Genomic DNA, 24,346 nt, shown 5'->3' on the forward strand with positions numbered 1-24,346 from the left:
TGCCGTGCCGCTGTTCGGCGCCTAAATTCGTTAATTAGCGAAATGCCGAAGGATGGTGGATGTGCGCGACAGCGGATCGGTTCGCGTGGAAGACCTCGCCGAGCTGAACGAGGCCGAATGCGAGATGCTCGAGGAATGCAAGGCCCTGGCCAACCGGACCAGGCTGCAGATCCTGCACTGGCTCAAGGAGCCGCACGCGAATTTCGCTGAGCTGGACGAGGATTCGGCCGAACTCGGTGTATGTGTCGGACTGATCCAGCGGCGGGCCGGAACATCGGCCTCGACCATCTCGGCCCATCTGGCGGTGCTGCAGCGCGCGGGATTCCTCATCGCCACCCGGCGCGGGCAGTGGACCTACTACCGCCGCGACGAGGCCCGCATCCGGCACTTCACCGACCGACTACACCGCGTGCTCTGAGCCACGCACCCCGAGTACGAAAGGCAGCGACCATGCCTACCGCGACTGTGCCCACCGCCCTGTCCATCCTCGACCTGGCGTCGGTGGCACCCGGCGCGACCGCGCGCGAGAGCTTCGCCAACAGCGTCGCCCTCGCCCAGGCCGCCGAGCGCAGCGGATATCGGCGCGTCTGGTACGCCGAACACCACAACATGCGCTCGATCGCGTCGAGTGCCACCAGTGTGCTCATCGGCCACGTCGCCGAACACACCGAGACCATCCGGCTCGGCGCGGGCGGCATCATGCTGCCCAACCATTCCCCGCTGGTCATCGCCGAACAGTTCGGCACCCTCGAAACGCTCTTTCCCGGCCGCATCGATCTCGGCCTCGGCCGCGCGCCCGGCAGCGATCAGAAGACGATGCTCGCCCTGCGCCGCGATCCGCACTCGGCCGACTCGTTCCCGCAGGACGTCCTCGAACTGCAGGGATATCTGAGCGGGCAGTCGCGCATTCCCGGTGTGCAGGCGGTGCCGCGCGCGGAAGGCATCGTGCCGCTCTACATTCTGGGTTCCTCGCTGTTCGGCGCACAGCTCGCGGCGCATCTCGGCCTGCCGTACGCCTTCGCCTCGCACTTCGCGCCGGATGCGCTCCGCCAGGCGGTGGAGGTCTATCGCGAGAAGTTCCACGCCTCGGAACAACTCGCCGAACCGTATGTGATGGCCGGCATCAACGTCTTCGCCGCCGAGACCCGCGACGAGGCGATCGAGCAGAAGACCGTCTCCTACCGGGCCCGCGCCCGCATGATGATCTCCCGGGGCGCCGGCACGGCAACCTTCACCGACGCGGAGATCGACGCCTTCCTCGCCTCGCCCAACGGAGCCCAGCTGGCCTCGATGACGCGCTACACCGCCGCCGGCACTCCGGACGAAGTACGCGACCATCTCGACGAATTCGCCACCTCGATCGGCGCCGACGAGCTGATCCTCGTCCACCACGCCACCGATATCGCCGATCGGGTCCGATCCGTCGAACTGACCGCGGCCGCGATGCGCACCGAGCGAGCGGCCAACTGAAAACGGCCGGGCCCGTCGCTACGGGCCCGGCCGTTGCCGGCTCACCTGCGGTGATCACCGCCGCGGTCGTCTACTTCGTGGCCGTCGTGGTCGGTGCCGCCGACGTGGTGGTGGTCGGCTGCGTCGTCGTCGGCGCGGTCGTCGTCGGCTGGGTCGTGGTCGGTGCCGTGGTCTCGACCGGGGCCGCGACCTGGGTGCGAGCCGGCGGTTCCGCCGGTGCGACGGTCGTGGTCGTGGTGGCCGGTGCCGGCGTCGTGGTGGTCGGCGCCGTGCCGGTGGTCGTCGGTGCCGGCTGGGTGGTGGTGGCCGCGGGGCTCGTCGTGGTGGCCGCCTTGGCGTCGGCCGTCTTGCTGTCCTGGACGGTCTTGTACGCCGCCTGGACGTCGGCCTGGGTCGGCTGCGACTTGGTGTCGATCTGCTGACCCGCCTGCGCTTGCTGCGCCAGGTGGGTGAGCCACGCCGCCGCATATTCCGCCGAGCTCATCGGCTTGCCGTTCGCGGCGTCGGAATCGCGCCAGTAATCGAAGTGGTGGCCGGTGCCGTTGGGGCCCAGGGTCAGCTGGTACGGATCACTCATGATCACCGGAATCGTGTTCTGGTTGGTGACGATCAGGCCGATGATCTCGTTGAGAACCTTCTGCGGCAGATAGGCCAGCGGCGCCATCTGCTCGGTCGAAATCGACTGTGCCGGAGCGGGTGCGGGCGGATTGTCGCCCGGCTTGTAGCCCGGTTCGGACACCTTCAGCAACACCTGCAGGAAGGTTTCGTTACTGGCCATCCAATTCGGCTGCGACGCGATGTAGGAGAAGGCGTTCATCGCGATCCGGCCGAGTGTGACCGCCACGTCCTGACCCGTCGCGGGCGTGAGCCCCTCGTTCTGCAAGTTGTCGACGTTCAATTGCCGGCCCACGTTCGCGGCCAGCTGCAGCAGTGAGATGTTCTGCGGCGCGGCACAAGTGAGGTCGCCTTCGGAGCAGAACGAGGCAACCTTGCCGTTCAGCGCCCCGAAGTCGCCGGCCTGGTCCGGCAGCGCGCCCTGCCCGGAGATCGGCTTGTTGCCGTTCTGGTAGTTCTGACCGAAGCCGTCGGGATGGTTCGGGTCCTGGGCGCCGGGGAAGGGGCCGTCACCCGCGGTGCGACCGGCATCGGCCAGAATCACCACGCCCAGAACGCTTTTCGGGTCGACGACATCGTATTTGCCGTCGGCGCCGGGCTCGTCGTGGCCGATGCCCATGGCCACGCGGCGCGCGACGTCGGCGCCCTCGCTGTAACCGACGATGGAGAACTTGGTGTCGGGGCAGGCCTGCGCGATGTCGTGCATGACCTTCTCGGCGTTGGCCACACCGGTGTCGACAGCCTGCTCGTAGGTGCTCATATTCGCCGGATACGCGATGTACACCGCGGCGTAGGAACCCGGATCCACCTTGTCGGCGGGTGCGTTGACCACCGGATCGACCCAGTGGCTGCTGTAGTCACCCGACAGCGCCGCCGGCAGCGCGTTGCCGTTCGCGTCGACCAGCATGGCCGTCTTGTTCGGGTCCGGGCTGTCGTTGCGACCGGCCACCGAGATGGTCACCATGTCATGACATTCGGTGACCGACGAGGTGAGCCGCGTATCGCGGGTCTCGGGCGTCGCCATCAGGCCCCACGAGGCCGCGACAATGGCCGCCACCCCCAAAACTGCTGGTCCGGCGGCCGCGGAGGCGATGCGGTGCCGTTTGATGAACTCGCGAAGAGCCATGTCCTGATCCCCAATTCGATCCGACAAGAAAGCGGGACAGGCCCCCCGACGGGCCGTGTGTGTCACGAGAGGTGTCGGGAACCGCGGGGCGAGCGTTACCAGCCGGAACAGTTCTGTGATCTGAACCGCGGCGTGTAAACGCGGAGGCCGGCCGCAGCGATAACGCGTTTTCCGCCCCACGGCGAGCACCGCCGCTTTGACGATCCGGCAAATTTCTTTGCGTCGAGGACGGTGCACTGGGCACGGTGAACGCGTGGACGACGGGTTCGAACCGGTAGTGGCGGCGCTGGGACCACGGCTGCGCGAGTTGCGCCGCCGCAGCGGCCGGACGCTGACCGAGCTCTCCGCCGGGACAGCGATTCCGGTCAGCACCCTCTCGCGGCTCGAGTCGGGGCAGCGCAAACCCGGCCTCGAACAGTTGCTGGCCCTGGCCCGGGCCTACCGGATTCCGCTGGACGAACTGGTCGGCGCCCCGGCGAGCGGTGACCCCCGGGTCTATCCACAACCGTTCACACGCGACGGCATGACCGTCATCCCGCTGACTCGCAACCCTGGTGGGCTGCAGGTATTCCGCCAGATCCTGCCCGCCGGAGGCAGCCACCGCGAACCGGCACCGCGCTCGCACGAGGGCTACCACTGGCTGTATGTGCTCGACGGCCGGTTGCGCGTGGTGCTCGGCGATCAGAACCTGGTTCTCGGTACCGGTGAGGTAGCCGAATTCGACACCCACCTCCCGCACTGGTTCGGCAATGCCGACACCCGCGCGGTCGAATTCCTCAGCATCCTCGGTCCGCAGGGCGAACGCTTTCACCTACGAGCGCGGTACCGCCCGAACTGAATTCGCCACATCGGGCTGCCGCTACGAATCGCCGTACCATGGCGGCATGCCTGTGCAGCCGGTGGTGCTGGCCGGTGCCGTGATGGACCTCGCGGTCCCGGCGCGGCGCGGTATGCCGGGCGTGAGTGTGGCCGGATTCCGGGGACGAGCCGGCGAAACGGTCGCCTTGCAGATGATCCCGTATCCGGCGCTGACGGTTTTCGTCGATTTCGGTGACGCGCTGGTAGTCGACGGTGTGAGCGGTGAGCGCACGGGCGGCCCCCTCGTGGTCGGTCTGCCCCGCGGCGCACTGCGGGGTTCGGGCCGCGCGGTCGACCTGCTGCAGATCCGGCTCTCTCCCGTGGTCGCCCACGCGGTGCTCGGCGCGGGTGCGGAACTGGACGGGATGGTGGTCGGGCTCGGCGAACTCTGGGGTGGCGATGCCGTGCGCATCCAGGAGCGACTGCGTGCCGCGCGGTCGTGGGATGCGCGCTTCGCTATCGCGCACGACGCACTCGCTCGGCGCCTCGCCACCGGCCCCCAGGTGGATCCGGAGGTCGAATTCGTCTGGCGCCGACTGACGCACAGTCGTGGCAGTGCCCGGATCGAACCACTGGCGGCCGAGATCGGCTGGAGCCGTCAGCGGCTGTGGTCGCGCTTCCGCGCCCAGATCGGGATCACGCCCAAACAGAGCGCGCGGCTGGTGCGGTTCGACCACGTGGCCCATCGACTCGCCGCCGGGCACCGCCCCGCTCGGGTCGCCGCCGAAACCGGTTTCGTCGATCAGTCCCATCTCCATCGCGACATCGTCGACTTCGCCGGAATGACCACCTCTGCCGTCGCCGCCGCCCCGTGGCTCTCGGTCGACCACATCGCCTGGCCGCGAATGATGCCGGCGCCGCGCAGGCCGGGCGCCGGCACCGCTGTGGACTACCGTCGGTCAGCCACCGTGCGGTAGCAAGCCAGGTGCTCACCTTCGGGGCCACGGCTCTCGCCCACCAGGCCGAATCCGGCCTTCTCCAATACCCGCACCGATGCGGGATTCGCCGACTCGACATTGGCGAAGACGGTGTGCACTTCCGGTGCGGTCAATGCGAATTCGGTCAAGGCTCGAGTCGCTTCCGCGGCGTAGCCTCGGCCCCGCCGCGTAGCTACGACGCCGTAGCCGATCTCGAGTTGCCCGTCATCGGGCGGCCAGAACAATCCGATCCCGCCGACCACCAGCCCGGTGGCGCGTTCGATGATCAGTCGTTGCCCGTAGGGCTCCAGCCAGGCGGGGTGCTCAGCGAAGAGGGAGGCGATCACCCTGTCCCCCTCGGAGGGAAAATCTTCCGCCCAGTCGGCCTGCCGGTGGTCGTCGCGCACGGCGGCGGCTTCCGCACTGGTCCATGAACGCAGCACGAGACGGGTGGTGGTCAGACTTGCGGGATCGTTCGTGAGAATGCGAGACACGTTCGGGTCCTTGTCATTCGAAGTGTGACCCGGCCCGCGCGTTTCACCCTCGGGCGGACCGGAAGAAGACATGCTGAAGACGGCTCGGGCCAGCCATATTCATCAACCTCCGAACGCGTACGTGAGTGGCCGATCATTCCGAGATTCGGCCACGAGTGTCGAAACCCTACGCTGCCCGCTAGCCGCGCGCCATATCCACGAAGCGGCTGAGGTGGAGCTGGTGGGCGACGGTGATGGTCGCGGTGGGGCCGTTTCGGTGTTTGCCGAGGATCAGGTCGGCCTCGCCGCCGCGCGGGTCGTCGCGTTCGAACGCGTCGGGGCGGTGCAGCAGGATCACCATATCGGCGTCCTGTTCCAGACTGTTGTGAACCGAAACACCCTGCGCTATGAAGTTGTGTGTGCCGGGCACAGTGCCGTCGTAGACGTCCTGCTCGCCCAGGCTGGTGATTTCGACAATTCGATCCCAGAACACGTCATTGGTCGCGAACATCTCGATATCGACGTCCTCGAGGACCTCCGCCACGCGAGCCAGCCGAGACCGGCTTGGTGAGTGTTTCCACATGGTGGATCCACAGAAGCGCGAGCCCATCGCTGCCGAAAACTCGCGGTGTGTCATGTTCTTCGTTGCCAGGAGCGTTCGGACCTGAGACCAGATCTCCTTCGGCACGGTGTCCACGTTCGTATTGCGGACTATCGGCTCGAGTTCGAGAAGTGCTGCTTTCGCGGCAACTCCACGACCACCGTGAACACCGATATCGCGGAGAAAGACGGTCTGATTCTCGGAGCCGTCTACGGTCAGATGCCAGCAATCGCGACAGCCGGGCTTGCGAACCCGCTTGATGCGTCCGTGTACACCGAGGCGCAGGAGCAGTTGAACGACATCATCGACAAGCCGCCGACTGGTCGACGCATAGTAGATGCGAGCTTGTTTCCCTTTCGCGTCCCAGCGCACGGACCCGTCGGTTGCCCAGAGGTGCCGCAGGAAAAGTGCGATCTGATCGTTCGGTAGAGCGAAAACTCGCTTCGGAACAAATTTTTCGTAGCTGCGAAGCCCGAATATTCCGAGTTCGTCGAGCCACGCGGCGATCGGATTGCGCTTGCCGCGTGCCAATCGATACGGCGCAGGTAGCCGCAAGGTCGTTACCTTGGCCGCGGCGTACTCGTCGCGAACCGCTGTCACACCGAAGTGTTGTGCCGCGGTAGTCACCGCTGTGAGGTTTTCCTCGTCGACGCTCGCATATCGGATCGGCTGTCGCCGCACGCACGATCCGTCACCGATCATGTGAGCGAGCAGGACAACCTCTGCGTCGGCAAGGCGCTCCGTGCGCAACGGTTCAGGGACGATTCGCGGTGTCGCCAACTGATCGCCGATACCGAGCTTTTCGAGCGGAATCCACCCGTCGACGGTGAGGAAGGGGTGATTTCCCGTGGCATCGACCTCGCGCCCGGAGGCGAGCCGAAGTCGAAACACTTCATTTCGGCCGCTGGGGAAAACCTTCACCATCGGCCGTGGGACCATCCGCATGCGTTCGTCGAGCGACCAGACCACCGGTTGCTCATCGCTCGCCAACAATTCTCCCAGCGTGGTCTCACCACCCGTATCCGCGCGCAGGATGCGCGTCGAAGCCGGCATGCAGCCCGATTCGCGGAGGTCGGAGACCATGGGGCGCTTGTCCGTTCGCTGTTCCGGACCACGGTTCAGCTGACTGATCGCGACCACCGGAACTTCCAATTCCTTGGCCAGTAGTTTCAGGCTTCGGGAAAATTCCGAGACTTCCTGCTGACGGGATTCGACCTTCTTACCGGAGGTCATCAGCTGCAGGTAGTCCACCACGACGAGCCGCAGATCGTGGCGCTGCTTGAGCCGCCGCGCCTTCGCCCGGATCTCCATCATCGTCAGGTTCGGTGAATCGTCGACGAACAGCGGCGCCTCACTGATCTCGCTCATCCGCCGCGCGAGCTTGGTCCAGTCGTCGTCGCTCATCCGCCCGGCACGCATATCCCCGAGCTTGATCTTCGCCTCCGCCGACAGCAGACGCATCACGATCTCGGTCTTACTCATTTCCAGCGAGAAGATAACGCTCGCCAAGCCGTGCTTGATCGAGCAACTCCGCATGAAGTCCATTCCGAGGGTGGAGTTGTGCGTGGGGACCATCGAACGCCCGGCCAGGTAAAGGTGGTCGGGATTGTCGACCTCGACGCAACGGACCGGGACGGTGGGGATCAGCCGGATGTCGACGATGAACCGGGAGTTCGATCGTGCGGTTCCGGACGCTCGCCGCCGCTGCTTGTGCAGCAGATTCTTTCGGCTCAGGCCGAATACCTCGTCGTCGGTGGCGAACGTGAGGGTGTATGCCACCGAACTGTCCCCGGTGCGTCCGCGAACCCTCTTGCTCGATCGGTGGCATCGATATCCGAGGCTGACGATCAGTTCTTCGACATCGGAGACCAGTCGTTCGTTCGTCACGGTGAATTGCACCGAACCGCCGTGGGTCACCGTGCCGTCGGTGTCGAGCAAACCGGCCAGCAGCGCCCGTCGCTGTGCTTCGGAGGCTCGCAGATAGGCGGTCGGGATGTGCTTGTTCCCCAGAACACCGATGGTGCGCAACCGTGCTTGCACCGTGTCTGTGGCATTGCGGCAGCCCTGGCACGTCCGCAGACCCGTGGAAGGCCGGCCGCAGTGCGGACAAGTCGGCCGGGGCGAGCGGGAGGACACGAATCGCGACTTGCCACCGCAGGATCGGCCGCAGGTCTTCACCTCGGAGGTGAAGGGCACGAATTCGGCCCCGCACACGACGCAGTTGCGAGGAGAAATTGGATCGGGTTCGGGCAGTTGCAGGCTGTAGTGCAAATCGGCACTTGCCGACGGCACCGCCACCAACCCCTCGTTCTCGATGCGCAGCACGATTTCCGGGTCTGCGGTTGTCAGCTGGGCTGAGGCGGAGGTGCCGTCGCCCAGCCAGGCGCCCAACGTATACGGCGGAACCAGCAGGTCACGCTCCGGCAGCTGAAGTGGCGCGGCGTTGGTGACCGAATGGTTGAGGCGCGCGTCCGCGGTCGCGCAGCGGAGGGTTCCGGCGATATCGGCGGTGGTCCGAATTTCGGCGAATGTCCGCTGATTTCGGTGCCGGTTGTAGCCCGCCGCGGCTTGCTGCGCCGAGCGCCGTGAGGCGCGAGTTTCGGTCAGCCATTGGTGTTCGGCGTCTGCGACGATCACCGTGCCGTCGGAGAATTCCACCTCGTAGCAGGGGCGTCCATGCATCGTCTCGGTTGCTGCTACGACGCGGGTCGGTCGTCCGTGCCCGTCGAGCAGTACGTCACCGACCGCCACCTCGCCCATCGTCGTCCAGCCGTCCGGGGTAGGTAGCGGAGTGTCGAGCGCGAGTGCCTTACCGACGCCGGGGCGGGCCGCGACGATGATCATCTGGCCGGGGTGCAGGCCGTTGGTGACCTCGTCGAGTTCGGTGAAGCCGGTCGGTACGCCGAGGGAGATGCCGCCACGGCTGGCGATGGAGTCGATCTCGTCCATCGTCGGCTGGAGGAGTTCCTCCAGGGGCAGGAAGTCCTCGGTGGATCGGCGTTCGGTGACCTCGTAGATCTCGGCCTGGGCGCGGTCGACGACCTCGGCGACGTCCTGGCCCTCGGAGCCGGCGTAGCCGAATTGGACGATGCGCGTGCCGGCCTCGACCAGGCGACGCAGAATCGCCTTCTCCGCGACGATTTCGGCGTAGTAGGAGGCGTTGGCCGCCGTCGGGACGGTTTGGGTCAGGGTGACCAGATAGGGCGCGCCGCCGATGCGTTTGAGTTCGCCGCGGCGGTCCAGGGTGGCGGCGACGGTGACCGGGTCCGCGGGTTCGCCCCGGCCGTAGAGGTCGAGGATCGCGTCGTAGACGGCCTGGTGCGCGGGACGGTAGAAATCGCCGGGGCGGATGACCTCGACGACGTCGGCGATGGCGTCCTTACTGAGCAACATGCCACCGAGAACCGACTGTTCGGCGGCCATATCGTGCGGCGGCTGCCGACCGAAATCCTCGCCGGGCTGATCGTTGTAATCCGAGTGCCCGCGATCGTCGACGACTGCCACTCGACCGTCCTCTCTCATCGCACCCGGCCTGATCCCACCCGGCTTCGACCCTATTGATGACTTGTTGTACGCCCGGGTACCGACACGTCGGAACATGTCACACCGGCCGTCGCGGCGGCCGCCACATGATCGAAACCTGCCCGTAGCTAACGAATTTCCCACAGCGAGAATCGCGGTGCTACCGGCGCGTGACGACGGCGCCTGGAAGAACCTAAGGGACCGAGTTGGGGATCGCCAAACCGTCCTGTGGAAACAGCTGTGGATAAACTGGGCACAGTTCACCCGCTGTTGTGTAGGCCTTGTGCATCAACTGGGGATAACCCGGTATGCGCAGCAGCTATGACCAGGTGGAAACGCGTTTTTTGGATTTCCCACATGTGGATTGAAATAGCGTCGGCGTGTCATCCGAGATGAACAGCCGGGCGTGTTGGGTTAACACCGCTCTCCGAAGCTATGACGCAGATCACATTCGAGATGGTCGGTTTGGCTACTTGTCCACAAATCCCCAGGAGCTGGGTAAAAAGTGCGCAGAAGGTGTCGGCAGCAGGATCCGGTGTCTACCGTCACCATCTAGCAAATCTTTCGCAACTCTATCGTGTCGGATCCGATTCCGGTCCGAAACGCGACAAGAGCCGTATACGGGCCTGTCGGCCGGAGAAAGCCGCGCAGGCGAAGACCATCCCCGCGGCAACCACGGGGATGGTCTTCGATGAACTGTGACCCGTCGGCCGGATGGGACATATCGGCGAACCGATGGGTGCCGTACCGGCCAGCGGGGCGGAGATCACTCCGCGGCAGCAACCTGCAGGTCGAACTTGGCGATCACGTCGGGGTGCAGGTGCACGGTGACGTTGTGCTTGCCGGTGCTCTTGATGTGCGACTTCGGCAGCTCGATGCTGCGCTTGTCGAGCACCGGGCCACCGGCGGCCTTGACCGCGCCGGCGACGTCGGCGGTGGTGACCGAACCGAACAGCTTGCCGGTGCCGGCGGTCTTCACCGACAGGGACACGCCCTCCAGGCCCTCGATCGCGGTCTTGAGCTCCTTGGCGTGGTCCAGGTCGCGCACGCGACGGGCGTCCTGCGCCCGGCGAATGCCCTCGACCTGCTTCTCCGCGCCGCGGGTGGCGACGATCGCCAGGCCGCGGGGCAGCAGGTAGTTACGGCCGTAGCCGTCCTTGACCTCCACGGTGTCGCCGGGCGCACCGAGGTTGTCCACATCAGCAGTCAGAATCAGCTTCATTGTCTGCCTCCCGTTCTCAGCGAGCCGTGGACACGTACGGCAGCAGCGCGACCTCGCGAGAGTTCTTCACCGCGACGGCGATGTCCCGCTGGTGCTGCACGCAGTTTCCGGTGACGCGGCGGGCGCGGATCTTGCCGCGGTCGCTGACGAACTTGCGCAGCAACGCCGTGTCCTTGTAGTCGATGACGGCGCCGGTGCCCGAGCCGTCCTTCTTCGCCTTCTTGTCGTCCTTGCAGAACGCGCAAGCCTTCTTCTTCAGCACCTTTTCGCGTGCCGGTGCTTTGGCCATGGGTCTTCACTCCGTTTGCCTGGGAGCCGCGTACCGCGGGCCCCGATATGTGAGCCGTTCAGAACGGCGGTTCGTCGTCCATCTGGCCGCCTCCGAAGGAGCCGGCCGCGGGAGCGCTGCCCCACGGATCGTCGCCGGCGGAACTCTGTCCGCCGCGACTGCCACCGTTGGAGCCGCCGAAGCCCCCACCACTGCCGCCGGAATTGCCGCCGAACCCACCACCGCCACCGCCGCGCGAGGTCTTGTTGACCTTCGCGGTCGCATAGCGCAGGGAGGGACCGACCTCGTCGACCTCGAGTTCGACGACCGTGCGCTTCTCACCCTCGCGGGTTTCGTAGGAGCGCTGCTTCAGCCGTCCGCTCACGATGACGCGAGCGCCTCGGGTCAGGCTCTCGGCGACATTCTCCGCGGCCTCACGCCAAATGTTGCAGCGCAGGAACAGTGCCTCGCCGTCTTTCCATTCGTTGGCGTTACGGTCGAACACCCGGGGGGTCGAGGCGACGGTGAAATTGGCCACCGCCGCGCCCGCGGGCGTGAATCGAAGTTCCGGATCTGCCGTCAAATTGCCGATGACGGTGATTACGGTGTCGCCTGCCATGGTTCCTCCTGGTCTCCGGTGCGATCAGCTGTGCACTCGCCTGTTGCGCTAGAGCCTAAGGCCAGGCAACGACAAGTGCGGTTTGCTTTCCGGCAGGTATGCCAGGGGTCTTACTTCTTGTCCTGCCGCAGCACCTTGGTGCGCAACACCGACTCGTTCAGGCCCAGCTGACGGTCGAGCTCGCTGACCGTGGCCGGTTCGGCGGTCAGGTCGACGACGGCGTAGATGCCCTCGGCGCGCTTCTCGATTTCGTAGGCCAGCCGGCGGCGGCCCCAGAGGTCGACCTTGTCGATCTTGCCGCCCTGCTGCGAGACCACACTGAGCATCTTGTCCAAGTTCGGACCGACAGTGCGCTCGTCCAGGTTCGGATCGAGGATGACCATCACTTCGTAATGACGCACGGGAACCCATCACCTCCTGTGGACTGTGAACGGCCACGGACTTTCCGTGGCAGGAGGGGTCGTTGCGTCAGCAACCCGATAAGGCTACATGAACGGCCGGTCCGGACCCGAATCCGGGGCACCGGGTGCGAAATGGGTCTCCTTCCCGATGAATATCGCCGTCGGCGGGGTAGCCCACCTATCGTGGTGGACATGCCGATTCGATCCGCCGATCGTAGGAACTCCGGCGGTGGCGACGGCGTGGCTGCGGAGGTGGCCGCGTGGCCGATGCGGTAGTCCGGGCGCGCGCAACCGGCCGGGTCGCGGCCGCGGCCGCGGTGCTGGCCTGTGCGGTCACGTTGATCTTCGCCTATCTCAACAAGGCCCGATGCGCGGGCGCGCCGTTCGACGGCGACGGGCGCAGCCTGATCTTCGATCGCATCAAGGATGCCGAGGTCTGCTATTCCGATATCCAATTCCTCTGGCTCGGCCGCGGCATCGACGAACATCTGTTTCCGTACGTCGGCGGCGGTATCACCCCGGACGGCACGCTGACCGGCGGCGCCGTGGAATATCCGGTGCTCAGCGGGCTGCTGATGTGGCTCGGTGCGGCCGGCGTGCACGACGATGCCGGCTTTCTGCTGCATTCGGCACTGCTGCTGGCGCCGTTCGCCCTGCTGACCGCCTGGATGCTGGGACGAATGTCGGGTGCGGTCGCGCTGCTGTGGTCGGTGGGGCCGCCGCTGGTGCTCTACGCGTTCCACAATTGGGAACTTCCGGTGGTGTGCACGGCCGTCGGCGCGGTCTACGTGATGACCACCCTGACTCGATATTCGTTGCGCACCAGGGGAATTGTCGCGGCGGTCCTGCTGGGCATCGGATTCTGCCTGAAGTTGTATCCGGGAATCTTCGTCCTGCCGCTGATGCTCTACATATTTCTCGGCGAGCCGGACCTCGGCGAGCGGGCGGACGTTCCCCGCCGCGGGTACGACCCGGCCGGCGCGTTCGCGGCCGCCGGTGCGGCGATCGTGACGGTGGCGGCGATCAATCTGCCCTTCGCTCTGCTCGGCTACGACGGCTGGCGGGCCTCGTTCACCTTCCAGCAGATGCGGCAGGCCGACATCACCACCAACTCGATCTGGTACTGGGGTCTGCGGCCGATGTTCCCGCACGGACAGAGCGGGGAAACGTCGTTCCAGGACGTCGTGACGACAGCCTCTCCGGTCCTGGTGGTCGTCTCGTTCGCCCTCGCTCTCTGGTTGGGGTGGAAGCGTTTTCCCGCGCTCGGCTACTACCCGTGGGTGGGTGTGAGCGCGGCGATGCTGTGTGGATTCCTGTTGTTCCACAAGGTGCACTCGCCGCAGTACACGCTGTGGGTGCTGCCGTTCTTCGTCCTGCTCGAGGTGCCGTGGGCGGCGGTCGGTGCCTATCTGCTGGCCGATCTGGCGCTCGGCATCGGGGTCTTCCGCTACTTCCACGCCCTGGGTAGTGGAACGGGTGCGGACTTCTACGAGAAGCTCGTGCAGTTCGGGGTGTGGGGACGCGCGATACTGCTGGTGTTCTTCTTCTTCGCGTTCCTCCGCGCCCGCCCGCGCGGGTACCGGCCGATGGTGTCGCCGGTAGCGCGCGAACTCGTGCCCGCTCGCTGAATCACGGCTTGCCGCGGCGAGCGCGGAACGACGCGCTCTTGGCGCGGTTGCCGCACAGCGTCATATCGCACCAGCGCCGCGAACCCGCGCGGGAGGTGTCGAGGTAGAGGCGTGTGCAGGAATCGCGGCCGCATTGTTTGATCCGATCGCGATCGGGTCCGCCGAGGAGTTCGATCGCGTCGGTCGCGATGCGCGCGAGGGCGTGATCGCAGTCGCCGCGGCGGGTCACGCCGGCATCGGCGCGCAGGGCGATCGAAGGCTTCGGACCGTCGGCGATCCGGTTGACCAGCACCCGGTCGGCATCGCGCCACGGTTCACCGGTGGTGGTGGCCAGGGCCAGGCGGTACACCGCTTCGCGCAGTTCGACCGCCCGGGCCAGGTCTGCCGCGTCGCATCGCGCCGCGGAATCCAGTAATCCGGCCGCGATCAGCCATTCGTCGAGGGCGGCGGGAGCCGTCAGGAGATCGACGAAACCGGCATTGCGCTCCTGGACCGTCCCGGCGAAATCCAGGGCCGGGTTGCCGCTGACGAAGGTGAACACCTCGCCATCGTAACCCCCTTGACAGGTTAGTCGCACCGATGTCAGGGTTGATAACCAGTTGAAGCGGTTATTCGGGAGGCTGTCGTGCGGAAGCGACTGATGGAGACGGCCGCACCCGCGGCCTTCGTCGTGATGTGGAGCAGTGCGTTCATCGCCGGCATCATCGGCGTCGGCGCGGCGCCACCGATGGTGGTGTTGTTCGCCCGCTTCGCCTTCGCGGGGCTGGTCTTGGCGGTCTATGCCGTCCTCGTCGGGGCGCGGTGGCCGCGCGGCCGGCAATTGGCGCATGTCGCCGTCGCCGGATTGCTCATGCAGATGGTGCAGTTCGGCGCCTTCTACACCGCCATGGCCGACCATGTGTCCGCGGCGGTGATCTCACTGGTGCAGGGATTGAATCCGGTGGTGATCGCGCTGTTCGCCGGGACCGTGCTCGGGGAGTCGGTCAGCGTGCGGCAGTGGATCGGATTCGGTGTCGGCGGCCTCGGCGTCGGACTGGCCGTTGTCGACCAATCGCATTTCTCCGCAACGGGTTTGGTGCTGTGCGTGGTCGGTCTGCTGGGGCTGAGTCTCGGCACGGTCTATCAGAAGCGTTTCGTGCCGCGGGTCGACACCCGCACGAATACCGCTGTGCACGTTCTGATCAGCGCGCCGGTGGCGGGAATCTGCATGCTCGGGAGCGGGGATACGCACGTCGCCGACCCGCTTCGATTCGCCGGCTCGCTGATGTGGATGGTGGCGATCAACGCCGTTGCCTGCTTCCTGCTCCTGAACGCGATGCTGCGCCGCTGGGACGCCACCCGCGTCGGCAAGTTGTTCTTCGTCACCCCGTTGGTCACGGCGGGGCTGGCCTGGCTGCTGATCGCACAACCGTTGCGGCCCTTCACGATTGCCGGACTCGGCGTGGGTCTGCTCGGGATGGTGCTGGCCTCGCTCCGATCCGGAACCCGGCCGGATGCCGCGGTGGCCGGGGAGGCGACCTCGCCGACACCGGGCGGCGTCCGGGCGCATCGGCCGGGCGTGGCCCGCCTGACGTGCGGATCGGGCGTTATCGCGGCTCGCCCTGCGCCGCGCTGATCACGCCGTCGAGCACGTCGCGGGTGCGCGCCAGATCCTTGAGACACGCGTCGATGCGCTTCCGTTCGGCGGCAAGAGTTTCCGTGAGCCACGGGGTCGCGGTCGCCGCGGGCGTGCCATCGGTGTCGTTGATGCACGGGAGCAGTTCGGCGATGGTACGGCTGTGCAGTCCCGCGGCGAACATCTCCTGAATGCGAACCACGCGGTCGACGGCCTGCTCACGGTATTCGCGCTGACCGCCCGAGGTTCGGGACGAGGCCAGCAGGCCCTGGCTTTCGTAGTACCGCAACGACCGCACGCTGACGCCCGTGCGTCGTGCCAGTTCGCCGATGCGCACCGGTTTCTCCCTTGCACCTCACATTGATGTCAGGTTCTACGGTACGCGCATGCTGTTGCTGACCGACTATCACGCAAGCCACCTGCACCTGCCCAATCGCGTCGTGATGGCGCCGATGACCCGGCTGCGCTCCCACCCCGACGGCTCGCCCACCGACGATGTGGCGACCTACTATGCCCAGCGTGCCGACGCGGGACTCATTGTCACCGAAGGGATTTGGCCGCATTCCACCGGCCAGAGCGAGGCATGGGTGCCGGGCCTGGCCACCGAGGCGCACATCGCCGGTTGGCGGCGGGTCACCGAAGCCGTCCACGGCGCCGGCGGGCGGATCTTCGCGCAGCTCATGCACGGCGGGCGGTGGGGTCATCCGCTGGCCCGGATCGACGGCACCCTGCCGGCCGGTCCGTCGGCGGTACCGGCCGCCGATCCGGTCCACCTGATCGACGGCGGGAAGGCACCGGCGCCGCGACCTCGGGCCATGACGCGCGCCGAGATCGCGCGGGCCGTCGAGCATTACGCCGCTGCCGCCGCCAACGCGCTCGCTGCCGGCTTCGACGGTGTCGAGATCCACGGTGCGAACAGCTATCTCGTCCATCAGTTCCTGGCCGACAACACCAACCTGCGCACCGACGAATACGGCGGCACGATCGCCAACCGCATGCGATTCGCACTCGAGGTCACCGATGCCGTTGCCGCCGTGGCCGGTTCGCATCGAGTCGGGATCCGGTTGTCGCCGGGCAATCCGCAATTCGGCATGTACGAGGCGGATCCGGCGCCGCTCTACCGCGCCCTGGTCGGTGAACTCGCCGGACGGGATCTCGCCTATCTACACCTCACCGAAAACGACGACTATCCGGCACTCGCCGATCTGCGCCCGCGCTGGAACGGCACGCTGATCGCCAATATCGGTGAGAACCGCGCACCGACCGCACCGGCGGCGGCCGAGCGGGCGCTCGCCGACGGCCGGGCCGATCTGGTGTCCTTCGGGCGCGCTTTCATCGCCAATCCCGATCTGGTGTCGCGGATCCGGCACGATCGAGCGCTGGCGCCGGTGCGCGAGGACGGCCTCTACGGCCGGGGACCGGCCGGATATACCGACTACCCGGCGTGGATAGACCGCGACGAGCGGGTGGCCTGACCGGGAATCACAGCGCCGATGACCGCCCCGGTCGCATACCGTCGGCTCGCTCATCTCGGGCTTCGAGGCATGCGTTGCGACGGGCATCGGCGGTTTCCATTGTCACAGAACCCGACCCGATTCGGTGCGGGGTTGCGGTATCAGTGCCAGCGCTCCAGCAGCCGGTTCGCCTCGGTGCTCAGCGCGCGCTGCAGGAACGGCCCGAAACTGACTCGGGCAACGCCCACTTCGGCGAACCAGGCGCGGTCGCCCTGATCGGGCAGGCCGATGGCGTTGACCGGCAACGGAAGTTCGGCACACAGCCGGCGCAGGATCTCCGGATCGCGCTGCCCGACGGGGTACAGCACGTCGGCGCCCGCTTCGGCCGCCAGCCGCATCCGCTCCAGCACCCGCTCGACCCGGTCCGGGGTGTTCTGGTCCTCGCGCAGGAACAGGTCGGTGCGGGCGTTGACCACCACGTGCACACCGGCGGCATCGGCCGCCTGCCGCAGTCCGGCGACGAAGTCGGCGTGCTCGCTCGGCTCGCGCAGGCGGCCGCCCTCGCTGTGCACCGAATCCTCGATGTTGAGGCCGACCGCGCCCGCCTCCAGCAGTCCGTCGATCAGCTGGGCGGGTTTCAGGCCGTAGCCGGATTCGATGTCGACCGAGACGGGAATGTCGACCGCCGCGGTGATCTCGCGAACCCGGGCCATCGATTCGGGATAGGTCATCCCCTCCTGATCGGATTTGCCCAGCGAATCCGCCAGGGGATGGCTGCCGACGGTCAGCGCGGCGAAACCGGCCGCCTGCACCAGATTCGCCGACCACGCGTCCCAGACGGTCGGCAGGATCGCCGGATCGCCGGGGCGGTGCAGCTCGAGGAAGGTGGTCGCCTGCTCGCTCAATGCGGTCATGTGTCGATCCTCGCCCATGATCGGGTGTTCGCGCCAGAGGCCGGATACGGCGGCCTGGGCTGCAGGGGCGACGGCAACCACGGCAGCGCCGGATCCTGTGCGCGGTCCAGAATTCCGCCTACCGGGTCGTCCACGCCGTCGGCTCGGACGAGGTCCTGATCGGGCCGGTAGATCCGGTGGACCACCAACGCGCACAGGCCCACGACCGCGAAGTCGCGGATCAGGACCGCGCTGGTGAACCACTGTTCGGGGACGCCCTTGTCGTCGGTGCCGAGGTAGTAGTACATGCGCGGGAACCACACCAGCGCGTCGATCGTCATCCACGCCAACAGGATTCGCCGATGCGGCAGGGCCAGTACCGCCAGCGGCACCAGCCACAGCGAATACTGCGGACTCCACACCTTGTTGGTCAGCAGGAACGCCGCCACCACCAGGAAGGCCAGCTGTGCCACGCGTGGCCGGCGGGCGGCGGTCAGCGCGATGTATCCGATCGCCGCGCAGGCGGCCGCGAACAGCACCAGCGACACCAGATTCAGCGCGGTCGGAGGATCGGAGGAGCCGAGTGGACCGTCGAAACCCTGCCAGCCGGTGAAGGAGGTGATCACGTTGTAGAGCGAATCCGGATCGGCATGGCGTTCGCTGTTGAGCCGGAAGAACTCCCACCAGCCCTCGGTGAACGGTATCGCGATGGGCAGATTCACCGCCAGCCAGGCCGCCACCGCCGACACCACCGTCACCAACGCCGCCCGCAGCGGGCTGATCCGGGCTCCGGCCAGGTAATCGCGCAGGGCACCGAACGCGTTGTTGCCGTTGCGCCGCAGCTGTTCTCGCAGGCCGGGCAATCGGTCACGGCCGTCGACACGCAGGCAGAGCACCACGATCGGGCCCAGCAGCAACAGCGGATACAGCTTGGCCGCACCGCCCAGACCGAGCAGTATCCCGGCCAGGACCGGCCGCCGCCTGGCCCATGCCAGCAGGCCCGTGGCCGCGAAAGCCGTTGCCAACGCGTCGAAATTGGTGAAGATGTGCACGAGTACCAGCGGTGAGAGGGCCACCAGGGCGGCATCCCAGATCCGGCGGCCCGCCAGCATCGCCGACGCCCACACCGTCACCAGCCAGGCCAGCGCCAGCCCAACGGCGACGACGTTGAAATACACCACCACCGACAGCGCCTTGGGCAACGGCAGCGACATCCAGATATTGGCGACCTCCATCGCCAGGTACTGATAGAGGCCCGACAGCACCGGATATTCCATGTACCGCGTCTGCAGTTTGCCGTCGGGACCGACCTCGGTCCACTTCTTCTTGTAGGGGAACGCGCCCTCGTCGAGATGTTCGGCGCCGTAGAGCGGCACCGTATCCGAGTAGCACATGGCCACGTACTGGCGACCGTTGTTCCAGTCGAGGGTGAGATGGCCCTCCGAGGTGGTCGTCTGCTGAATACAGCCGGCCTTCCCGGCCCAGCCGAGGGCGAGGAACACCACCGCGAAGGCCAGCAGAATGCGCAGCGGAGTCCAGAAGCGGGAGCGGCCGATCAGGGCATGGTCGCCGACCGGGCCGCCGATCGTGCTGCTCAACTGAGCGGTCATCGAATCGGTGCGGCTGGGTTTGTCCCGGCGCACCGCCGATCTCCGATCCGCCGCGACGGGAGCCGCGGAAACGAAACCGGTGGCGGTCTCGACACCTTCGTCACCGAACGTCGAGGCCGCCACCGGCTGTTGTTCACTCACGCCACCCGAGGCTACCGGTGACTGTTGGAGTACCCGTCTCCTGTCCCGTCGGTACTGTTGCCGACGCCGGCGCCCGGACGCTGGGACCGTGAATTGCCGTTGGTGTCACCGGAATTCGACGTGCTCGGTGCGGATCCGTCGGCGGGTGCCACCGGTTGCCCGGGCAGCGGCCCCGTGTCCTGCGACTGCGGCTGGTTCTGCTGCGGCTGCGAGCGCGGATTCGGCTGGATGCCCGGCACCGGAATGGTGATGCCCGGCAGGATCTCGACCTGCGACGGCTTCACCACGACCGGCGGCTGATACTCCTGCTGCGTGGTGCTCGGCGCGGTGTACGGCGCCGAATAGGACGGCACACCGGCCTGGCCGCCGATCGCGGCCGGCTTCGGGAAGTTCTCCTTCGGCGTGCCCTCGAGCGCGCCGTCCATGGTGTCCTTCCAGATATCCGACGGCAGGCCGGAGCCGTACATGATCGACCCACCGGGTGTCTTCAGCGCGACACCGTCCGCGGTACCCACCCAGACGGCTGTCGACAGCGACGGGGTGAAGCCGATCATCCACGCGTCCTTGTTCTGACCGGTGTCGCCGAGCTGGGTGGTACCGGTCTTGGAACCGGACAGCCGGCCACCGGCCAGGCCGTGGTTGCGGGACGAGGCGGCGATCGGCTGCATCGCGGCCGACAGGTTGTCCGCGACGGCGGCGGAGATCCGCTGCTCGCCCGCGACCTGTCCGCGGTCGAGCAGCACCTGACCGTCGGCCGTCACGACCTTCTGCACGAAATGCGGCTTGTGATAGACACCCGAGGCCGCGATGGTCGCGTACGCGGAGGCCATATCCAGCGGTCGCACCTGGTACTGACCCAGGATGATGCCGTTGTTGGGCCCGGAACCATCGGGTTCGGTCAGGGTCTGGCCCACGCCGGGAATCGTGTCGGGAATGCCCATGCGGTGCGCCATCGCGGCGATCTTCGCGGGCCCGTCCGGCATATCGAGTTCCATGCGGTAGAAGCTGGTGTTGAGCGACCGCTTGAGCGCCTCGGCGATGGTGCAGGTACCGCAGGTCTCGCCCTCGGCGTTGGTGATCTTGATGCCGTTGACTGTCAGATCCGAGCTGTCGTACATCGTCGACAGCGGCTTGCCGAGTTCGAGGTTCTCGGCCAGGCCGAAGACCTTGAAGGTCGAGCCGGACTGCAGACCGGCATTGGCGAAGTCCCAGCCGGTCGCGTTGTCGCCACCGTAATAGGCGCGCACCGCACCGGTTTTCGGATCGACCGAGACGACCGCGGTCCGGACCTCGTCGCGTTCACCCTGCATGTTCTTGTGCACCGAATCGATCGCCGCCTGCTGGGCCTTCTGATCGATGGTCGTGGTGATCTGCAGGCCCTCGGTGTTCAGCTGGGTATCGCTGATGCCGGCCTCGGACAGCTCGCTGAGCACCTGCCGCTTGATCAAGCCGTTGGGGCCCGCGGTCTTGTTCTCGCTGTCGTCGCTGTTGGCGCTGGACGGCAGGACCTTCGGGTACACCATCTTGGCGCGTTCGGCGGCGGGGACGGAACCGGCCTTGACCATGCCGTCGAGGACGTAGTTCCAGCGCTGTTCGGCACCCTTCGGGTTGTTCTCCGGGTCCAGGCCGTACGGCTGGTTGATGGTGGCGGCCAGCATCGCGCCCTCTTCGACGGTCAGCTGTTCGACCGACTTGCCGAAGTAGGCCTTGGCCGCGGCGTCGATACCGAAGGTGCCGCGACCGAACGGAATGGTGTTCAGATACGCGGTGAGGATGTCGTCCTTACTCCACTGCCGCGCCATCTTCGCCGATATCACCAGCTCGCGCATCTTGCGGCTCAGTGAATGCTGATTGCCGACCATGGCGTTCTTGACGTACTGCTGGGTGATCGTCGAACCACCACCGGCGGTGTCCTTGCCCATCAGGTTGTCGCGCGCGGCGCGCGCGAAACCGCTGATGGAGAAGCCGGGGTTGGAGTAGAAGTCCCGGTCCTCGGCCGCGATCACCGCGTTGCGCACGTGCGGCGGGATCTGGTCGATGGTGACGTCGGTCCGGTTGCCTTCCGGCGGAACGATTCTGCTGATCTGCGTGGTGCCGTCGGAGGCCAGGATCGTGGCGACCTGAGGGGTTTTGAGATCGCCCGGCTGGGGTATCGAGACGGTCGTGTACGCGATCAGGAAGACCGCGCTCGGCACGACGATGGCCAATGCCACCAGGACGTAGATCACTCGCCGCACGATGCGCCACGGCGATTTCTTCTTCGCCTTCGGGCCCCTGCCCGCCGACCCACCCGGACCGTCACCGCCGCCGTTGCCCTTGCGCGGCGGCGGACCCGACGGGGGAGTACCCCCGGCGACCGCGCGGCGTCCGCCGGTGCCCGGACCGGATCCGGGGCGCGTCCCCGTGCCACCGGGAGCCGACCGGTTGGCCGCAGTCGAGCGCGGGCCGCGCTGCGCCATCGCCTCACCGAGGGTTCCGGCCGCGATCTTCTGGGTGGCCTGAGATTTCTGCTCACCGGGACGTGGTGCCGGGTTCGCGGCATTTCCGGGGCGCCGCGGCGGGCCGCCGGCCGGATTCGGCTGACCGCCGCGCACCGCGGGCTGCCCGCCCGTGCGTGGCGGGCCGCCGGCCGGGCCGCGCATCGGCGGCGTACGGTCACCACCCGGCGGCGGGCCGGGACGTCGCGGGGGGCCGCCGGCGGGATTCGGCGGACCGCCCGGCTGGCCGCCGCGGGGACCGGCCGGTCCCGGGGGCGGTGCCTGGCGACGCGGCGGTAGCGGCCGGGCGCCGGGCGGGTTGCCGCCTGCCGGACGCGGTGGCTGACCACCGGGTCCGGATTGCGGGCCGCGCGGGGGCCGACCGCCGTTCGGTCCATCGTCGTAAGGCGAAGTCACAGCCTGGATCTCCATAACTCGATACGGTCCGGATAGCTCGGTGCGGGCGTGCACGGCCGTCGCCGGCCGGTATGGGAGCCGCTCCACATATCAGTCGAGTGTGCCCGTCATTCGGCGGCAGTCCGACGAGCGCCGCCACCACGACGGCGCCGCGGTGCCGGGGTATGCCCCAGCACATACGACTGCACCAGATGATTCCAACTACAGGTCCGGCACACCTCGACCACGTGCACCGAGAACTCTTCCCGAGTTTCGGCCAGCCGCACCAGTTCCTCGGGGGTTCGGGCCGAACCCGCGATCGGTCCCAGTCCGTCGCCGTAGACCCACGATACGAGCGTGAGCTGCTCTTTCCGGCAGATCGGACATGTGACCTCGCTCCCCCGCCCGTGGAATTTCGCCGCACGCAGCAGGTACGGATTCGCATCACATACCTCGGCGACGTCCACACGGCCCGCATAGACATCGGCCAGCAGCGACCGGCGCCGGAGCGCATAGTCGACCACCTGCCGCTGAATTCGCACGGGTCCCAGAGTACTTGCGTCGGCGGGGGCACGGCATGCCACCGAGAGAAGCCACACGTTCCTTTCCGCTCACTATATCGGTCCGATATAGTTTGTAATCGCATCCATCGGTTAGGTCTGTTCAATACAGTCAGGAGGTGAAGCCCGTGCTCGAACTCGCGATTCTCGGGCTGCTCCTGGAGTCACCCATGCACGGCTACGAGCTGCGCAAACGGTTGACGGGCCTGTTGGGACCGTTCCGGGCCTTCTCCTACGGGTCGCTGTACCCGACGCTGCGGCGCATGCAGACCGACGGTCTGATCGCCGAGGAGAGTCCGGCCGGCGCGGTCACCCGCCGGGCCCGCCGGGTCTACCAACTGACCGAATCGGGTCGGGAGCGGTTCGGTGAACTGCTCGCCGACACCGGTCCGCAGAACTACACCGATGACGGCTTCGGCGTTCATCTCGCCTTCTTCAGCCGCACCCCCGCCGAGGCGCGGATGCGGATCCTCGAGGGCAGACGACGGCAGGTCGAGGAGCGCCGAGAAGGACTGCGGGAGGCGATCAAACGCGCCAGCGGAACACTGGATCGCTACACCCGCCAGCTCCATCAACTCGGTCTCGAATCAAGCGAGCGCGAAGTGCGCTGGCTCAACGAGTTGATTGCAGCGGAGCAATCAATGAAGGCGGCACCACAGAAAGAGGGAAATGTCGGCCATGAGTGATGTCAACCCGGCTGCCAATGAGATTCGCGTGGCCATCGTCGGCGTGGGCAACTGCGCCTCCTCGCTGGTCCAGGGCGTGCAGTACTACAAGGACGCAGACGAGAACTCGACTGTGCCCGGCCTCATGCACGTCAAGTTCGGCCAGTACCACGTGCGCGATGTGAAGTTCGTCGCCGCATTCGACGTCGACGCGAAGAAGGTCGGATTCGACCTGTCCGATGCGATCTTCGCCAGCGAGAACAACACCATCAAGATCTCCGACGTGCCGCCGACCGGCGTCACCGTCCAGCGGGGCCCGACCCTCGACGGCATCGGCAAGTACTACGCGCAGACCATCGAGCTCTCCGAGGCCGAGCCGGTCGACGTCGTGCAGGCGCTGAAGGATGCCGAGGTCGACGTGCTGGTTTCGTACCTGCCCGTCGGTTCGGAAGACGCCGACAAGTTCTACGCGCAGTGTGCCATCGACGCCAACGTCGCATTCGTGAACGCGCTGCCCGTCTTCATCGCCTCCGACCCGGCCTGGGCGCAGAAGTTCGTCGACGCCGGCGTCCCGATCGTCGGTGACGACATCAAGTCCCAGGTCGGCGCGACCATTACCCACCGCGTGATGGCCAAGCTGTTCGAGGACCGCGGCGTGCAGCTCGACCGCACCATGCAGCTCAACGTCGGCGGCAACATGGACTTCAAGAACATGCTCGAGCGCGAGCGCCTGGAGTCGAAGAAGATCTCCAAGACCCAGGCCGTCACCAGCAACTTGAAGAAGGAACTGGGCGCCAACGACGTGCACATCGGCC

General features: G+C 66.8%; 22 protein-coding genes. 9 read left to right on the plus strand and 13 right to left on the minus strand.

Going from position 1 to position 24,346, the window contains the following annotated elements:
* Positions 1 to 61: 61 nt before the first annotated feature.
* A complete protein-coding gene (locus tag IRT45_RS23380) occupies positions 62 to 418 on the plus strand; it encodes a helix-turn-helix domain-containing protein (RefSeq protein ID WP_309241117.1) in 357 nt (118 codons plus the stop codon).
* 47 nt (positions 419 to 465) lie between these two features.
* Positions 466 to 1,470, plus strand: a complete 1,005-nt coding sequence (locus tag IRT45_RS23385; protein ID WP_194808060.1) for an LLM class flavin-dependent oxidoreductase — start codon at positions 466 to 468, stop codon at positions 1,468 to 1,470.
* A 70-nt stretch (positions 1,471 to 1,540) separates the two neighbouring features.
* On the opposite strand, the gene IRT45_RS23390 is transcribed toward IRT45_RS23385, so the two are convergent.
* Positions 1,541 to 3,211 carry a cutinase family protein gene (locus tag IRT45_RS23390; RefSeq protein WP_194807999.1) on the minus strand — a complete coding sequence of 557 codons (1,671 nt, stop codon included), beginning with the start codon at positions 3,209 to 3,211 and terminating at the stop codon, positions 1,541 to 1,543.
* A gap of 253 nt (positions 3,212 to 3,464) precedes the next feature.
* On the opposite strand from IRT45_RS23390, the gene IRT45_RS23395 reads away from it, so the two are divergent.
* Both IRT45_RS23395 and IRT45_RS23400 read left to right on the plus strand, forming a co-directional pair.
* On the plus strand, positions 3,465 to 4,049 hold the full coding sequence (locus IRT45_RS23395; protein WP_194808000.1) for a helix-turn-helix domain-containing protein: 585 nt from the start codon (positions 3,465 to 3,467) through the stop codon (positions 4,047 to 4,049).
* A 46-nt stretch (positions 4,050 to 4,095) separates the two neighbouring features.
* A complete protein-coding gene (locus tag IRT45_RS23400) occupies positions 4,096 to 4,986 on the plus strand; it encodes an AraC family transcriptional regulator (RefSeq protein WP_228534822.1) in 891 nt (296 codons plus the stop codon).
* On the opposite strand, the gene IRT45_RS23405 is transcribed toward IRT45_RS23400, so the two are convergent.
* The 6 genes from IRT45_RS23405 to rpsF all read right to left on the minus strand — a co-directional run bounded on the left by IRT45_RS23405 (position 4,959) and on the right by rpsF (position 12,092).
* Complete coding sequence (locus tag IRT45_RS23405; RefSeq protein ID WP_309241118.1) at positions 4,959 to 5,480, minus strand: GNAT family N-acetyltransferase; 522 nt, start codon at positions 5,478 to 5,480, stop codon at positions 4,959 to 4,961. The genes IRT45_RS23400 and IRT45_RS23405 overlap by 28 nt on opposite strands.
* 178 nt (positions 5,481 to 5,658) lie before the next feature.
* A complete protein-coding gene (locus tag IRT45_RS23410; protein WP_194808003.1) occupies positions 5,659 to 9,564 on the minus strand; it encodes a replicative DNA helicase in 3,906 nt (1,301 codons plus the stop codon).
* A 784-nt stretch (positions 9,565 to 10,348) separates the two neighbouring features.
* Positions 10,349 to 10,804: a 50S ribosomal protein L9 gene (gene rplI, locus IRT45_RS23415; RefSeq protein WP_036507152.1), complete on the minus strand. Its 456-nt coding sequence runs from the start codon at positions 10,802 to 10,804 to the stop codon at positions 10,349 to 10,351.
* A gap of 16 nt (positions 10,805 to 10,820) precedes the next feature.
* Entirely contained in the window at positions 10,821 to 11,093 is a 273-nt protein-coding gene (gene rpsR / locus IRT45_RS23420; RefSeq protein ID WP_025353551.1) for a 30S ribosomal protein S18, read from the minus strand.
* Between the two features lie 58 nt (positions 11,094 to 11,151).
* Positions 11,152 to 11,691 (minus strand): single-stranded DNA-binding protein, encoded by a 540-nt coding sequence (locus IRT45_RS23425; protein WP_036507149.1) that lies wholly within the window; start codon positions 11,689 to 11,691, stop codon positions 11,152 to 11,154.
* A gap of 110 nt (positions 11,692 to 11,801) precedes the next feature.
* A complete protein-coding gene (rpsF, locus tag IRT45_RS23430; protein WP_030514152.1) occupies positions 11,802 to 12,092 on the minus strand; it encodes a 30S ribosomal protein S6 in 291 nt (96 codons plus the stop codon).
* Between the two features lie 260 nt (positions 12,093 to 12,352).
* Between rpsF and IRT45_RS23435 the strand changes: the two genes are divergently transcribed.
* Positions 12,353 to 13,720, plus strand: coding sequence for a glycosyltransferase 87 family protein (locus tag IRT45_RS23435; protein WP_194808009.1), 1,368 nt, complete (start codon positions 12,353 to 12,355; stop codon positions 13,718 to 13,720).
* 1 nt (position 13,721) lies between these two features.
* Here the strand turns inward: IRT45_RS23435 and IRT45_RS23440 are convergent, their stop codons facing one another.
* Positions 13,722 to 14,261, minus strand: coding sequence for an ABATE domain-containing protein (locus tag IRT45_RS23440; protein ID WP_194808016.1), 540 nt, complete (start codon positions 14,259 to 14,261; stop codon positions 13,722 to 13,724).
* A gap of 84 nt (positions 14,262 to 14,345) precedes the next feature.
* On the opposite strand from IRT45_RS23440, the gene IRT45_RS23445 reads away from it, so the two are divergent.
* Positions 14,346 to 15,335, plus strand: a complete 990-nt coding sequence (locus IRT45_RS23445) for a DMT family transporter (protein ID WP_309241119.1) — start codon at positions 14,346 to 14,348, stop codon at positions 15,333 to 15,335.
* Here IRT45_RS23445 and IRT45_RS23450 read toward each other — a convergent pair.
* Positions 15,307 to 15,672, minus strand: a complete 366-nt coding sequence (locus IRT45_RS23450) for a MerR family transcriptional regulator (protein ID WP_194808026.1) — start codon at positions 15,670 to 15,672, stop codon at positions 15,307 to 15,309. The two genes, IRT45_RS23445 and IRT45_RS23450, sit on opposite strands and share 29 nt — an antisense overlap.
* A 49-nt stretch (positions 15,673 to 15,721) precedes the next feature.
* On the opposite strand from IRT45_RS23450, the gene IRT45_RS23455 reads away from it, so the two are divergent.
* Positions 15,722 to 16,810 carry an alkene reductase gene (locus tag IRT45_RS23455; RefSeq protein WP_194808028.1) on the plus strand — a complete coding sequence of 363 codons (1,089 nt, stop codon included), beginning with the start codon at positions 15,722 to 15,724 and terminating at the stop codon, positions 16,808 to 16,810.
* A 140-nt stretch (positions 16,811 to 16,950) separates the two neighbouring features.
* On the opposite strand, the gene IRT45_RS23460 is transcribed toward IRT45_RS23455, so the two are convergent.
* The 4 genes from IRT45_RS23460 to IRT45_RS23475 all read right to left on the minus strand — a co-directional run bounded on the left by IRT45_RS23460 (position 16,951) and on the right by IRT45_RS23475 (position 22,848).
* Positions 16,951 to 17,703, minus strand: coding sequence for an isocitrate lyase/phosphoenolpyruvate mutase family protein (locus tag IRT45_RS23460; protein WP_194808030.1), 753 nt, complete (start codon positions 17,701 to 17,703; stop codon positions 16,951 to 16,953).
* Positions 17,700 to 19,415, minus strand: coding sequence for a glycosyltransferase 87 family protein (locus IRT45_RS23465; protein WP_309241120.1), 1,716 nt, complete (start codon positions 19,413 to 19,415; stop codon positions 17,700 to 17,702). Before IRT45_RS23465 ends, IRT45_RS23460 begins: the two co-directional genes overlap by 4 nt.
* A 29-nt stretch (positions 19,416 to 19,444) precedes the next feature.
* Positions 19,445 to 21,892 (minus strand): transglycosylase domain-containing protein, encoded by a 2,448-nt coding sequence (locus tag IRT45_RS23470; protein ID WP_375540143.1) that lies wholly within the window; start codon positions 21,890 to 21,892, stop codon positions 19,445 to 19,447.
* 542 nt (positions 21,893 to 22,434) lie between these two features.
* Positions 22,435 to 22,848 carry a DUF5318 domain-containing protein gene (locus tag IRT45_RS23475; protein WP_030514161.1) on the minus strand — a complete coding sequence of 138 codons (414 nt, stop codon included), beginning with the start codon at positions 22,846 to 22,848 and terminating at the stop codon, positions 22,435 to 22,437.
* A 146-nt stretch (positions 22,849 to 22,994) separates the two neighbouring features.
* Here IRT45_RS23475 and IRT45_RS23480 point away from each other — a divergent pair, with 146 nt between their 5' ends.
* Both IRT45_RS23480 and IRT45_RS23485 read left to right on the plus strand, forming a co-directional pair.
* Positions 22,995 to 23,552: a PadR family transcriptional regulator gene (locus tag IRT45_RS23480; RefSeq protein WP_036507131.1), complete on the plus strand. Its 558-nt coding sequence runs from the start codon at positions 22,995 to 22,997 to the stop codon at positions 23,550 to 23,552.
* On the plus strand, positions 23,545 to 24,346 hold an 802-nt coding region (locus IRT45_RS23485; protein WP_194808039.1), incomplete at its 3' end, for an inositol-3-phosphate synthase. The genes IRT45_RS23480 and IRT45_RS23485, both read left to right, overlap by 8 nt.

The organism is Nocardia sp. BSTN01, from assembly GCF_015354405.1.
GTDB lineage: Bacteria > Actinomycetota > Actinomycetes > Mycobacteriales > Mycobacteriaceae > Nocardia.